The sequence below is a fragment of the Streptomyces sp. P13-3-3 genome, from assembly GCF_050571355.1.
GTDB lineage: Bacteria > Actinomycetota > Actinomycetes > Streptomycetales > Streptomycetaceae > Streptomyces > Streptomyces althioticus.
This window is the reverse complement of the sequence record NZ_CP192229.1, coordinates 77,274-90,407: the sequence shown is the minus strand read 5'-3', so window position 1 is coordinate 90,407 and position 13,134 is coordinate 77,274. Positions and strand designations below refer to the sequence as shown.

Genomic DNA, 13,134 nt, shown 5'->3' with positions numbered 1-13,134 from the left:
GGCGGTCCCGGGGTACCCGGTCGTCGGCGTCCGCCGGTCCTCCGCCCGGCGGACGCCGCAGGAGACCACCCCGCGGATCCGGGAGAGAACGTGAGCGAGCAGCAGAACCCCGTCGACCAGCACCCCACCCCCGACTTCCCCTCCCAGGACCAGCCGCATCCGGGCTGGACCGGCCCCATGGACCCGCCGCCGGACCACGGTGAGGACTCCTACCGGGGCAGCGGCCGCCTGACCGGCCGTACGGCCGTGATCACGGGCGGGGACTCCGGAATCGGCCGCGCGGTCGCCCTGGCGTTCGCCCGTGAGGGGGCCGACGTCCTGTTCACGTACCTGGACAGCGAGAAGGAGGAGGCGGACGAGACCGCGCGCTGGGTCGAGGAGGCCGGCCGGCGCGCCGTGGCCGTGTCCTGCGACATCCGGGAGGAGGAGAACTGCCGGGCGCTGATCGACCGGGCGGTCTCCGAGTTCGGCGGCATCGACATCCTGGTGAACAACGCCGCGTACCAGATGTCGCAGCCGGACGGCATCGAGGCGATCACCACCGAGCAGTTCGACCGGGTGGTGCGCACCAACCTCTACGGCATGTTCTGGCTGTGCAAGATGGCCGTGCCGCACATGAACGAGGGCGGCAGCATCATCAACACGGCGTCCGTGCAGGGGTACAAGCCGAGTCCGCATCTGCTGGACTACGCGACCACCAAGGGCGCCATCGTCACGTTCACGCAGGGGCTGGCGCAGATGCTGATCGAGCGGGGCATCCGGGTCAACGCCGTGGTGCCGGGACCGGTGTGGACGCCGCTGATCCCGGCGACGCTGCCGGACACCGCGGAGTTCGGCAAGCAGGCCCCGATCGGGCGTCCGGCCCAGCCCGCCGAGATGGCCCCGGCGTACGTGTTCCTCGCCTCGCAGGAGGCGTCGTTCATCACCGCCGAGATCGTGAACGCGACGGGCGGGACGCCGCTGCCGTAGGGCGCCGGGAAAAGCACTGACCGCACCGGCCCTCCGTGGGGCAGACTCCCGGCCATGGAGACTGCCTGGTACCTGGAGATTCTCGAGCGCGAGGGCCGGTCGCTGGCCGACGCGGCGGGGCAGGCGGGGCCCGGGGCCCCCGTCCCCGCCTGCCCGGACTGGCGGGTCCGGGACCTGTTGCGGCACACCGGCGTGGTGCACCGGTGGGCGGCGGGCTTCGTCGCCGACGCGTGCCCGACCCCCCGCCCGATGGAGGAGCACCCGGACCTGGACGGTCCTGAGCTGCTCGCCTGGTACCGGGCCTGCCACCGCGCGCTGCTCGACACGCTGCGCGAGGCGAAGCCGGACGTGGAGTGCTGGACCTTCCTGCCGGGCGCCGGATCCGGGCTCGGCTTCTGGGCCCGCCGCCAGGCCCACGAGACGGCCGTGCACCGCTGGGACGCGCAGGCCGCGCGCGGCGGCGGCCCCGATCCCGTCGCCACGGCCTTCGCGGTGGACGGCGTCGACGAACTGCTGCGCGGCTTCCACGCCCGCCGCAAGAGCAAGGTCCGCACCCCCGGGCCGCGCGTGCTCCGGATACGCGCGACGGACGCGGACGCGGTGTGGACGGTGCGGCTCTCGCAGGAGCCCCCGGTGACCACGCGGGACGCCGCCGGGGACGCGGAGTGCGAGGTGTCCGGTCCGGCCGCCGAGCTGTACCTGTCGCTGTGGAACCGGCTCCCCGTGCCGGAGGTGACGGGCGACGCGGCGCTCGCGGAGCTGTGGCGGGAGACGTCCGCGGTCGTCTGAGGCAGGGGCGCTTGCCCGTCGGCCGCCCGCCTGTTTCACTCCCGGCATGGATGAGCACGGGGGAACGGGGTCGGGCGGCCGGCGCGGTCAGGCGGAGCGGGACGCCATCACCGTCGAGATCGGGTACGCGCTGTGCAGCGCGGCCTTCGCGGCGGCCGTGGTGTTCGGCGCGGTGGCGGGTCCGGCGCTGCTGTTCGCGCTGCCGGGGGCGGTGGAGACGGTGCTGGTGCGCGGGGGCGGTGTGCTCGCGGGGGTGCTGTTCGCCGTCCGCACCGTGTCCGTGCTGGTGCGGTTCCGGCGGGCGGCTCAGCCCAGCCAGCCCGGCCGCACGAGTCCGGACTCGTAGGCGAGGACGACCAGTTGGGCGCGGTCGCGGGCGCCCAGCTTGACCATGGTGCGGCTGACGTGGGTCTTGGCGGTGAGCGGGCTCACGACCAGGCGGCGGGCGATCTCCTCGTTGGTCAGGCCCAGTCCGACCAGCGCCATCACCTCCCGCTCCCGTTCGGTCAGCTCGGACAGGGCGCCCGCGGCGGCCGGTTCCTTGGAGCGGGCGGCGAACTCGGCGATCAGCCGGCGCGTCACACCCGGCGAGAGCAGGGCGTCGCCGTCGACCACCGCCCGTACCGCGCGCAGCAGTTCGTCCGGTTCGGTGTCCTTGACCAGGAAACCGGAGGCGCCCGAGCGGATCGCCTCGAAGACGTACTCGTCCAGCTCGAAGGTGGTGAGCATGACCACCTTCACGTCGGCCAGGTCCGGGTCCCCGGTGACGCCGCGGGTGGCGGCGAGGCCGTCCAGTCCGGGCATGCGGATGTCCATCAGCACGACGTCGGGCCGCACCTCGTGGACCAGACGCAGCGCCTCCTCGCCGTCGGCCGCCTCACCCGCCACCTCGATGTCCGGCTGCGCGTCGAGCAGGGCACGGAATCCCGCCCTGACCAGTGACTGGTCGTCGGCGAGCACCACACGGATCACCGGTCGTCCTCCTCGGTGTCGATCGGCAGGTCGGCGAGCACGCGGAACCCTCCGTCCGGGCGGGTGCCCGCCTCGATGGTGCCACCGAGCGCGGCGGCCCTCTCCCGCATCCCGGCCAGCCCGTTGCCGGTGCCGCCGGCGTCCGCGCCGGTGGCGGGCCCGTCGTCGTCGACCAGCAGCCGCAGCCGCCCGTCGCGCCGTTCGATGCGCACGCGCGCCTCGCGGGACCCGGAGTGCCGTACGACGTTGGTGAGCGCCTCCTGGACGATGCGGAAGGCGGCCAGGTCGGCGCCGGGCGACAGTCGGGGCGGCTCGCCCTCGACGGTGACGGTCAGTCCCGCGCTCGCGGCCTGTTCCACCAGCTCGGGCAGCCGGTCCAGGCCGGGCGCCGGGGTGCGCGGGGCGGCTCCGGGGGCGCGCAGGGTGTCGAGCACCTGACGTACCTCGCCGAGCGCCTCCTTGCTCTTGGCCTTGATGGTGGTGAGCGCGGTGCGGGCCTGTTCGGGGTCGCCGTCCAGCAGGGCGAGTCCGACGCCGGCCTGCACGTTGATGACGGAGATGCTGTGCGCGAGCACGTCGTGCAGCTCGCGGGCGATGCGCAGCCGCTCCTCGTCGGCGCGCCGCCGCTCCGCCCGGGCCCGCTCGGCCCGCTCGCGCGCCCACTGCTCACGGCGGACGCGGGCCAGTTCGGACACGGCCAGGAGCGCTACCACCCAGGTGGCGACGACGATCTCCTCGGTCCAGGGGGCCGCGTCGTCACCCGACGGGGGCAGCCACCGGTACAGGACGTGGACGGTCAGCAGATGCCCGGCCCACAGCGTCGCCATCGCCGCCCAGGCCGCGTACCGCCGGCCCGAGACGACGGCGGCGAAACCGGCCACCGCGACGCTCAGGAGGACCGGCCCGTACGGATATCCGGCGCCGAGGTACAGCAGGACGGCGGCGACCGTCCCCCACAGCACGGCGACGGGATGCCGCCACCGCCACAGCAGCACCGCGCCCGACAGGAACAGCAGCACGCGGCCCAGGGGGTCGAGGGCGACCCGCTCGCCCGCCTGGGCATGGTCGGCGAATCCGGAGCCGATCAGCACGAAGGCGGTGAACAGCACCGTGGAGAGCCACGGCCACCGGGTGCCGTCGCCCCGCCCGGCGGCGCGACGGCTCCAGCCGGGCGGGCCGTACCGCCACCGGCGCGGCGGCGCGCCGTGCCGCCACCGATCCGGCGGCCCGACGCCGGACCCACGCTGTTCGTCCATGCCCGCCACGCTAGCCGCCGCACCCACCCGACGACGTCGGCCGGACGGCGTGATCACACGTACTCCCGGGGAAGTACGGCCGGGAGGGCGCGGGGGCGCCCGGGAGACGCGGCGGGGCGGCCACGACGAGGCGGGCGGCGATGCAGGAAGGCGCGGCGCCGGGCCTCGGGCCAGGCCCCGCCGGTCCGCCGCACGGGCGCGACCGCAGGGGCGCGCACCCCACGAGACGCCGGGCCGCAGACCGACGGCGAGGTCCGAAGCCCGGTCGGTCCGCCGGGCCGCAGACCGACAGCGAGGTCCGAAGCCCGGTGGGCCCGCCGGGCCGCACACCACCGCGCGGGCGCAGCCGCAGGGGGCGAGCGAGCCAGGAAGCGTCCACCTGCGCGTTCCACCGACCGCAAGGCCCAAGCCCCGTGGGCCCGCCGAACCGCACACCACCGCGCGGGCGCAGCCGCAGGGGGCGAGCCAGGAAGCGTCCACCTGCGCATTCCACCGACCGCCAGGCCCGAAGCCCCGTGGGCCCGCCGAACCGCACACCACCGCGCGAGCGCAGCCGCAGGGGGCGAGCCAGGAAGCGTCCACCTGCGCATTCCACCGACCGCCAGGCCCGAAGCCCCGTGGGCCCGCCGAACCGCACACCACCGCGCGAGCGCAGCCGCAGGGGGCGAGCCAGGAAGCGTCCACCTGCGCGCTCCACCGACCGCCAGATCCGAAGCCCCGTGGGCCCGCCGAACCGCACACCACCGCGCGAGCGCAGCCGCAGGGGGCGAGCGAGCCAGGAAGCGTCCACCTGCGCGTCCTGCGGAGCCCGGGAGACACGCAGACGAGCTGCGGGCCCACCGTTTGAACGGACCCACGGAATGCGCACCCCAGGAGCCACCGAGCCGCAGGCCGACCGCGAAGTCCGGAGCCCTTGGAGGCGTCGGCGGCATCCAAGCCCACCGTGCGGGCACAACCGCAAGGAGCGGTCTGGGGACGCCGGCCCGCAGGCCGACCGTGAGGTGCTGAGCCCGGCGGACTCCAGGCCGTAGGCCACCGCACGTGCGGGAGCCGGAAACGCCGGCGGGCCGTCGGCCCACCGTGCGGGCGACATTGCGGGGCGTGCACCCCGTGGGGCAACCGCGAGGTGGGAGCCCGGGGAGGGCGTTCGCCCGTCGCAGGCCGCCCCTGTGGGCAGAACCGCTGGCGCGGTGCGTACCCAGGAAGCGGCGATAGACCCCCCCCTTCTCACCGTGCGGGCACACATCCGCTCGGCGGGCCGACCGCCGGATGCCGAGCCCCAAGACGCCAGGCCCGCAGGCCAACCGCCGCCGCGGAGCCTAGAGAGTGTCGGCCGGCCGGAGGCCCACCGTGCGGGCGAGGCCGGCGATCGTGTGGCGGAAGAACGCGTCCCGTTCCTCCACGATGCGGGTGAACTGGCCGAACACCTCGAAGCCGATCAGGCCGAGCAGCTGCGCCCAGACGGCCACGCAGGCCGGTGCCACCGCGGGAGGCAGGTCGGGGACGAGGTCCTCCGCCATGCGCGCGGCCTCGGGCTCCAGGTCCGCCGGGACGGGCGCGACGTCCAGCTCCCCGGTCCGGTGGGCGTCGCGGACGACGTCGATGAGGGCGAAGCCGACGCGCGCGGCGGCCGGGACGGTGGTCGCGGGCGCGGCGTACCCGGGCACCGGGGAGCCGTAGATCAGCGCGTACTCGTGTGGGTGGGCCAGCGCCCAGCCGCGGATGGCCTCGCACACGGCGGTCCACCGCGTCCCCGCGGGGGCGCCCTCGGACGCCTTCAGCGCCGCTTCCGCCGTCTCGCCGAGGGAGTCGTAGGCGTCGATGATGAGGGCGGTCAGCAGGTCGTCACGGCTGGGGAAATAGCGGTAGATCGCGGAGGAGGCCATGCCGAGCGTTCTAGCCACGGCCCGCAGGGACAGCTCGGCGGCGCCCTGCTCGGCGAGCCGCCGGCGCGCCTCCTCCTTGATGGCCGCGGTGATCTCGATCCTCGCCCGTGCGCGGGCACCGTGCGGTGTGCTCGTCATGCCGTCAGTGTTCCACGAAAAGAGATCAGCGCACACAAACGAGAGCACTGCTCTTGCATTGCCGTGCTCGACCGGGCACACTGAAATCGAAGCGAGAGCAGTGCTCACAGAACAGAGCGGCGCTCTCCCCCATGCCCTTCCCGGAGGTCACCGATGTCGTCGCCCACGCCGTACTACTTCACCGCCGGTCCCGTCGCCGCCCGCTTCAACCGGATCGTCGGCTGGCTCGCCAGGCACGGCATCAGCCTGGCCGGCAGCGCCGAGCTGTCCGTCCGCGGCCGCAAGAGCGGCCGGATGCAGCGCCTCCCGGTCAACCCGCACACCTTCCGGGGGCAGCAGTACCTGATCTCGGCGCGCGGCCACTCCCAATGGGTGCGCAACATGCGGGCCGCCGGCGGTGGCGAGCTGCGCGTCGGCCGCAAGGTGCGCACCTTCACGGCCGTGGAGATCCCCGACGAGGAGAAGCTGCCGTTGCTGCGCACCTACCTGAAGAAGTGGGGCTGGGAGGTCAACCAGTACTTCAAGGGGGTCACCGCCAAGTCCTCCGACGAGGAGATCCTGGCGGCGGCCCCCGACCACCCCGTCTTCCGGATCACCGTCCGGGACTGACCCCGGTCACTGCCCGGGACTGACCCCGGTCACCGTCCGGGACTGACCTCGGTCACTGCCCGGGGCCGGCCTCAGCGCCGCCGCCCGCGGGACGCCGGTCCAGCGCCATCAGGGCGCGGTGCGCCATGGGGTGGGTGCGGACCAGCTCGCCGAGCGTCGTCGCGCCCCGCGTGATGTCCTTGAACGCCTTCCACGCCGGGCGGAAGCCGGTCAGCACCGCGTGGAAGACGCCCGGACGCTGCTCGAACGCCGCCAGCATGCGCTTGCCGACGCTCATCTCGACGCCGAGGCCCGCCTTCACGGCGAACGCGTAGTTGAGGGCCTGGCGGCGGGCGTCCACGGCGTCGTGCGCCTCGGCGATGCGCACCGCCCACTCCCCCGCCAGCCGGCCGGAGCGCAGCGCGAAGGAGATGCCCTCGCGGGTCCACGGCTCCAGCAGCCCGGCCGCGTCGCCGCAGACCAGCACCCGGCCGCGGGACAGCGGCGAGTCGTCGGCCCGGCAGCGGGTCAGATGCCCGGAGGAGATGGCCGGTTCGAAGCCCGCGAGGCCGAGGCGGGCGATGAAGTCCTCCAAGTAGCGCTTGGTGGCAGCGCCTTCGCCGCGCCGCGAGATGACGCCCACGGTGAGGGTGTCGCCCTTGGGGAAGACCCAGCCGTAACTGCCTGGCATGGGGCCCCAGTCGATGAGCACCCGGCCCTTCCAGTCCTCGGCGACCGTCTCCGGCACCGGGATCTCCGCCTCCAGGCCCAGGTCGACCTGGTCCAGCTTCACCCCGACGTGCGCCCCTATGCGGCCGGCGCTGCCGTCGGCGCCGACCACGGCCCGCGCGAGCACCGTCTCGCCGCCCTGGAGGACGACGGCGACCGTGCGCCGGTCCGGCACGGCCGAGCCGTGCTGCTCCACACGCTGCACGGCGACACCCGTGCGCAGTTCGGCCCCGGCCTTCTGCGCGTGCTCGACGAGCTGCTGGTCGAACTCGGGCCGGTTGATGAGCCCGAAGAGCATCTGCCGGGAGCGGCGGGTACGGGCGAAGCGGCCGTTGCTGGAGAACGTCACCGCGTGCACCCGGTCCTTGAACGGCAGCTCGAAGCCGGGCGGCAGGGAGTCGCGCGACGGGCCGATGATGCCGCCGCCGCAGGTTTTGTAACGTGGCAGCTCCGCCTTCTCCAGCAGCAGTACGCGCCGCCCCGCGACCGCCGCCGCGTAGGCCGCCGACGCTCCCGCGGGTCCCGCGCCCACCACGACGACGTCCCACACCTGCCGCTCGTCGTCCGCCGAAGAGTTCTCGCTGCTCACGATGGTCCGCTGCTCCGATCACGCCGCCTGCCGCTGCTGTCCTCCCGCATCCTACGGCGGCGGTCGTGACGGTCCGCTGTGGGAGGATCGGCGACGTGAGTGCCCCTTACATGGGTCACTCACGCACACCTACACGATCATCACGTACCGAGAAGTACGCACTTGCACAACGTCGCACCTACAAGGAGCGTGCCCATGTCGTCGAATCCGGTCGCCGTGACCGTCGCCTCACTGATGCCCAGGGCGAAGGAGGAGCTCACCGAGCTGGTGGCCTTCAAGTCGGTGGCGGACTTCGACCAGTTCCCCCGTGAGGAGAGCGAGGGCGCCGCCCGCTGGATCACCGCCGCGCTCACCGCCGAGGGCTTCCAGGACGTCGCCCTGCTCGACACCCCGGACGGCACCCAGTCGGTCTACGGCTACCTGCCCGGCCCCGAGGGCGCGAAGACCGTCCTGCTGTACGCGCACTACGACGTGCAGCCGCCGCTGGACGAGGCCGGCTGGACCACGCCGCCGTTCGAGCTGACCGAGCGCGACGGCCGCTGGTACGGGCGCGGCGCCGCCGACTGCAAGGGCGGCGTCATCATGCACCTGCTCGCGCTGCGCGCCCTGAAGGCGAACGGCGGCGTGCCGGTCAACGTCAAGATCATCGTGGAGGGCTCGGAGGAGCAGGGCACGGGCGGCCTGGAGCGGTACGCCGAGGAGCACCCGGACCTGCTGACCGCCGACACGATCGTCATCGGCGACGCGGGCAACTTCCGCGCCGGCCTCCCCACCGTCACCACCACCCTGCGCGGCATGACGATGGTGCGGGTGCGCGTCGACACGCTCGAGGGCAACCTGCACTCCGGGCAGTTCGGCGGCGCCGCGCCGGACGCGCTCGCCGCGCTGGTGCGGGTGCTGGACTCGCTGCGCGCCGAGGACGGCAGCACGACCGTGGACGGCCTGACCGGCGACAGCGCCTGGGAGGGCATCCAGTACGAGGACGAGCAGTTCCGCAAGGACGCCAAGGTGCTGGACGGCGTCGAGCTGATCGGCTCCGGCACGGTCGCCGACCGCATCTGGGCGCGCCCCGCGGTCACCGTGCTCGGCATCGACTGCCCGCCGGTGGTCGGCGCCACGCCGTCCGTGCAGGCGAGCGCGCGGGCGCTGATCAGCCTGCGGGTGCCGCCGGGCGTGGACGCCGCGCGGGCGACCGAACTGCTGCGTGCGCACATCGAGTCGCACACGCCGTGGGGCGCGCGCGTCACCACCGAGCAGGTCGGCCAGGGCCAGGCGTTCCGCGCCGACCCGGCCAGCCCCGCGTACCAGGCCATGGCGGACGCGATGGCGGCGGCGTACCCGGGCCAGGAGATGCAGTACGCGGGTCAGGGCGGCTCGATCCCGCTGTGCAACACGCTCGCCGCCCTCTACCCGAAGGCGGAGATCCTGCTGATCGGCCTGAGCGAGCCGGAGGCGCAGATCCACGCGGTGAACGAGAGCGTGTCGCCGGACGAACTGGAGCGTCTGTCGGTCGCGGAGGCGCTGTTCCTGCGCAACTACGCCTCCGGCGCCAACTGACCGGCGCCCTCTGCCGAGAGCAGAGCCTCCGCCTCCGGGCGGGGGCCCTGCCCTACGGTCCTGGGCATGGACGTCGTCGAGCTGCTTCCCCGCCTGGTGATGCTGCGCTTCCCGGTCGGCCAGGCGTACGTCTGGCGTGACGGCCCCGACGCGCTGACCCTGATCGACGCCGGACCGGCGGGGTCGGGCGCGCGGATCGTCGAGGCCGTGACGGCCCTCGGCGCGCGCCCGGAGGCCGTCCGGCGGATCGTGGTGACCCACTTCCACGAGGACCACGCGGGCGGCGCGGCGGAGGTCGCGGCGCTCACCGGCGCGGAGGTGCTGGCCCACCGGCTCGACGCGCCCCACGTGCGCGGCGAGGCGCCGGGCCCGCCCCCGGCACTGGAGGACTGGGAACTGCCCCTGCACCGGCGCGCGCTGTCCCTGCTGCCTCCGGGCGACTACGAACACCCTCCGCACATCACGGAGTTGTCCGACGGCGACGTCCTGGACGCCGGCGGCGGCGCCCGGGTCCTGCACGTCCCCGGCCACACCCGGGGCAGCATCGCCCTTCATCTGCCCGACGAGGGCGTCCTGTTCACCGGCGACACGGTGGCGGCGTCACCGACGGACGGCACGCCGATCCCGGGCGTCTTCAACCTGGACAAGCGGCAACTCACGACCTCCTGCGCCCGCTTGGCCGACCTCGACACAAAGACCGCCTGCTTCGGCCACGGCGACCCGGCCCTGAAGGACGCGGGAGGGAAGCTGCGGGCGATGGTGGACGCAGCCGACGGGGACACCGACCGCTGAGACCGCCGCCGGACACGGGACCGGCGGAGAACCTTCCACCGGGTGGCCGCGCGCCGACGGGGCATCGTCGGGCAGCACCGCGTGTCGAAGCCATTCGCTTCGACACGACTCGTTGCACCCCCTGGCGCCGGGCTGCGTCCTGCCGCGGAAGGATCACCGCGCCGGCTGAACCCTGCCACGACCAGCCACAGTTCTCGCAAGGCCCCCGCGAGTAAGAGGACTTGCCGACGGCGTGAGGGGCAGCCGGCTCCCGGCTGCCCCTCACGGCTGCTCCCGTAGCGGAGCTGGCGTCTGTCAGGTCACGCGGCGGCGGATCCACCAGGCGCAGAACCCGGTCAGGGCCAGGGCGAGGCCGAGGTAGAGCGCGGTCTCGGCCCATTGAAGGGCCCAGAAGTTCCCGGCGGGCTGGTACGTCACCTGTTGCTTGTAGCCCAGGGCGCCGAGGTCGGCGACGCAGCCTTCGACCTGCTGCAGAGGGGGCGGGCCCGACTCGGTGCGCAGACACTCGGCGAAGGACGACGGCACCGGGGCCGGCTGCCCGGCGGCGTTCAGCGTCTGCTGGGAGGTGACCCAGGACCCGGGCACTTCTTCGAGGTGCACGATGATCTGCTCGGCGCCGTCCTGGATGCTGATGGGGGCGCCGTCGGGCTCGACCGTCAGGGTGGTCCGGTCCGCGGCGGCCAGGTGGGACCGGATCCACATTGGCACGGCGATCTGGACGGCGGTGTAGAGGGCGAACGTGGTGGCCATCGCGGGCAGGGTGCGGCGGATGACCAGGCCGAGGGCGACGCCTAGGACGAAGGCGAAGGCGGCGTGGGCCAGGGGGACGACGCCTCGTGCGGCGAAGGCCACGGGGTCGAGCCGTGGGAAGTACGTGTCCGTCGCGCCGCCGCCGTTGATGGCCCGGTCGATGGGGCTGCTCCACCAGCTCACCGCGAGGCTGGTCAGTCCGGCAGCGGTCATGGAGGCCGCCGCACCGAACCCCAGCTTGGTCGCCAGCCAGCGGGTGCGGGTGACGCCCTGGTTCCACGCGAGGTAGTGGGTGCCGGTCTCCAGTTCACGGGAGATCAGCGGCGCGCCCCAGAACATCCCGATGACCGCCGGCACGGCGAGCACGACCAGCAGTCCGGTGTAGTAGAGGGTCTGGTCGGCACTGGAGACCTGGTCCACCAGGCTGCTGCCGGCCGTCCGGTAGAGATCGGCCAACTGCGGGCCGGAGACCGCGAGTGTGGCGGCGAGAAGGGCCACGACGGCGAACAGCACGGCGGCCTGGGTGCGGAACTGGCGCCAGGTCAGCCAGATCATCGGAGTACCTCCAGTGCGCGCCGGGTGTCACGCACCGCATCGGCGGGTCGGGTCATGTAGGCCAGGACGATGTCTTCCAGACCGAGCGGGCTGACGGTCCAGGTCGGATCGTGGACCGCGGTGTCCGTGCGTACCAGGAGGGTGGTCTGCCGCTCGGTGTGGCTGGCGGTGATGACGTGCTGGCCGGCCGGGAGCGTGTCCGGGTCCCGGCGCGGTCCGGTGAGCCGGTGGTGGCAGGCGACCAGGTCGTCGATGTCGCCGGCCACCTGCACCCGGGAGTCGACCAGGACGATGACGTAGTCGCAGGTCCGTTCCACGTCGGAGACCAAGTGGGAGGAAAGCACGACGCTCAGCTCGTGCTCGGCGACGGCCTCCATCAGGTCCTGCATGAACTCCCGTCGGGCGAGCGGGTCCAGGGCCGCGACCGGCTCGTCCAGGATGAGCAGTTCCGGGCGCTTCGCGATGCCCAGGGTGAGAGCGAGCTGTGCGCGCTGGCCGCCGGACAGCTTGCCGGCTCGCTGCTTGAGGTCCAGGCCGAGGCGACGGATCCGGTCACGCGCCACGACGTCGTCCCAGTTCCGGTTGAGGCGTTTGCCGAGGTCGAGGTGGTCGGCGACGCTCAGCGCGGAGTAGGTCGGGGTGTCCTGGGCGACGAAGCCGACCTTGGCCAGCTGTTCCACCCCTGCGGCGGGACGGCCGCCGCACACCTCGATGGTGCCGGCCGTCGGGGTGAGCATGCCGGAGGCCAGGTTCAATAAGGTCGACTTGCCGGCGCCGTTGGGGCCGACCAGGCCGACCACCCGGCCGGCGGGGACGTCCAGGTCGCAGTTCTGCAGCGCCCAGCGCTGTTTGTACCTCTTGCCCAGGCCTTGGGCTCGCAGGACGGCGCTCACGCCACGTCCTCTCCGGCGACGTTGCGGAATGTGTTCATGAACAGCGCCTCGATGCTCTCGTCGTCGAGCCCGGCCAGGCGGGCCTTGGTCAGCCAGCGCTGCAGGTCCTTGCGGAGCGGTCCGTGCGCGGCGAGCGTGCCGTCGGCCAGCGTCCGGGTCACGAACGTCCCGACGCCGGGGCGGGCGGCCACCAGCCCGTCGTGCTCCAGCTCTCGGTACGCCTTGAGCACCGTGTTCGGGTTGACCGCCATCTGCTTAGCGACGTCCTTGACGGTCGGCAGGCGGTCCCCCTCGTTCAGCAGGCCCAGGCGCAGTGCGTGCCTCACCTGCTGGACCAATTGCTGGTACGGGGACAGGCCCGACCGGCTGTTCAGGTGGAACTCAATCACCGGTTCCTCCATTTATCTAGTTGACTAGCACTATAGCTCCTTGCGTCGACCCTTCGGCAAGGCGTGCACTGCAGGCGCCTGCCGCCCCGGCGCCGAGGGGAGCCAGCCGCGTGATCCTGGTGCTCGCCAGACCTCGCCCGGGTGTCAAGAGACGCGCGCGACCGGGCGACACCGTGCACATCGGCGACATGTTCCGCCGCGTACGCGGCACCCAGCACGTCCTCGAGGTGCTCGACGCCCTTCACCGCGACCGTCTCGCCCTGCGCATCCACCACGGCGCGT

General features: G+C 73.4%; 13 protein-coding genes. 6 read left to right on the top strand and 7 right to left on the bottom strand.

Translation table 11 applies throughout. From position 1 onward, the window contains the following. The first annotated feature begins 90 nt into the window (after positions 1-90). Genes ACQZOG_RS26745 through ACQZOG_RS26735 form a run of 3 tightly spaced genes read left to right on the top strand, consistent with a single transcriptional unit; the run spans position 91 to position 2,104 of the window. A complete protein-coding gene (locus ACQZOG_RS26745; protein ID WP_430741901.1) occupies positions 91-969 on the top strand; it encodes an SDR family oxidoreductase in 879 nt (292 codons plus the stop codon). Between the two features lie 54 nt (positions 970-1,023). Continuing rightward, positions 1,024-1,758, top strand: a complete 735-nt coding sequence (locus tag ACQZOG_RS26740; protein ID WP_033277667.1) for a maleylpyruvate isomerase family mycothiol-dependent enzyme — start codon at positions 1,024-1,026, stop codon at positions 1,756-1,758. Between the two features lie 46 nt (positions 1,759-1,804). Next, positions 1,805-2,104: a DUF6332 family protein gene (locus ACQZOG_RS26735; RefSeq protein ID WP_033277668.1), complete on the top strand. Its 300-nt coding sequence runs from the start codon at positions 1,805-1,807 to the stop codon at positions 2,102-2,104. Here ACQZOG_RS26735 and ACQZOG_RS26730 read toward each other — a convergent pair. The 3 genes from ACQZOG_RS26730 to ACQZOG_RS26720 form a co-directional block, all read right to left on the bottom strand. Beyond that, positions 2,065-2,730, bottom strand: a complete 666-nt coding sequence (locus tag ACQZOG_RS26730; RefSeq protein WP_033277669.1) for a response regulator — start codon at positions 2,728-2,730, stop codon at positions 2,065-2,067. The genes ACQZOG_RS26735 and ACQZOG_RS26730 overlap by 40 nt on opposite strands. Beyond that, complete coding sequence (locus tag ACQZOG_RS26725; protein ID WP_033277670.1) at positions 2,727-3,995, bottom strand: histidine kinase; 1,269 nt, start codon at positions 3,993-3,995, stop codon at positions 2,727-2,729. The genes ACQZOG_RS26730 and ACQZOG_RS26725 overlap by 4 nt, the downstream gene beginning before the upstream one ends. 1,310 nt (positions 3,996-5,305) lie before the next feature. Further along, complete coding sequence (locus ACQZOG_RS26720; protein WP_033277671.1) at positions 5,306-6,010, bottom strand: TetR/AcrR family transcriptional regulator; 705 nt, start codon at positions 6,008-6,010, stop codon at positions 5,306-5,308. A 153-nt stretch (positions 6,011-6,163) separates the two neighbouring features. Between ACQZOG_RS26720 and ACQZOG_RS26715 the strand changes: the two genes are divergently transcribed. Beyond that, entirely contained in the window at positions 6,164-6,619 is a 456-nt protein-coding gene (locus ACQZOG_RS26715) for a nitroreductase family deazaflavin-dependent oxidoreductase (protein ID WP_033277672.1), read from the top strand. A gap of 52 nt (positions 6,620-6,671) precedes the next feature. On the opposite strand, the gene ACQZOG_RS26710 is transcribed toward ACQZOG_RS26715, so the two are convergent. Next, on the bottom strand, positions 6,672-7,916 hold the full coding sequence (locus ACQZOG_RS26710; protein ID WP_033277673.1) for a geranylgeranyl reductase family protein: 1,245 nt from the start codon (positions 7,914-7,916) through the stop codon (positions 6,672-6,674). Positions 7,917-8,111: 195 nt separating this feature from the next. Here ACQZOG_RS26710 and ACQZOG_RS26705 point away from each other — a divergent pair, with 195 nt between their 5' ends. Beyond that, positions 8,112-9,473: a dipeptidase gene (locus ACQZOG_RS26705; RefSeq protein WP_033277674.1), complete on the top strand. Its 1,362-nt coding sequence runs from the start codon at positions 8,112-8,114 to the stop codon at positions 9,471-9,473. A gap of 66 nt (positions 9,474-9,539) precedes the next feature. Further along, entirely contained in the window at positions 9,540-10,265 is a 726-nt protein-coding gene (locus ACQZOG_RS26700) for an MBL fold metallo-hydrolase (protein ID WP_033277675.1), read from the top strand. Between the two features lie 294 nt (positions 10,266-10,559). Here the strand turns inward: ACQZOG_RS26700 and ACQZOG_RS26695 are convergent, their stop codons facing one another. From ACQZOG_RS26695 to ACQZOG_RS26685, 3 genes are read right to left on the bottom strand one after another with little or no spacing between them, the layout of a single operon-like run. Continuing rightward, entirely contained in the window at positions 10,560-11,570 is a 1,011-nt protein-coding gene (locus ACQZOG_RS26695) for an ABC transporter permease (RefSeq protein WP_033277676.1), read from the bottom strand. Then, a complete protein-coding gene (locus ACQZOG_RS26690) occupies positions 11,567-12,463 on the bottom strand; it encodes an ABC transporter ATP-binding protein (RefSeq protein ID WP_033277677.1) in 897 nt (298 codons plus the stop codon). Before ACQZOG_RS26690 ends, ACQZOG_RS26695 begins: the two co-directional genes overlap by 4 nt. Then, the gene (locus ACQZOG_RS26685; protein ID WP_033277678.1) at positions 12,460-12,864 is read right to left on the bottom strand and encodes a GntR family transcriptional regulator; all 405 of its coding nucleotides are present in this window, start codon (positions 12,862-12,864) and stop codon (positions 12,460-12,462) included. Before ACQZOG_RS26685 ends, ACQZOG_RS26690 begins: the two co-directional genes overlap by 4 nt. Positions 12,865-13,134 lie beyond the last annotated feature (270 nt).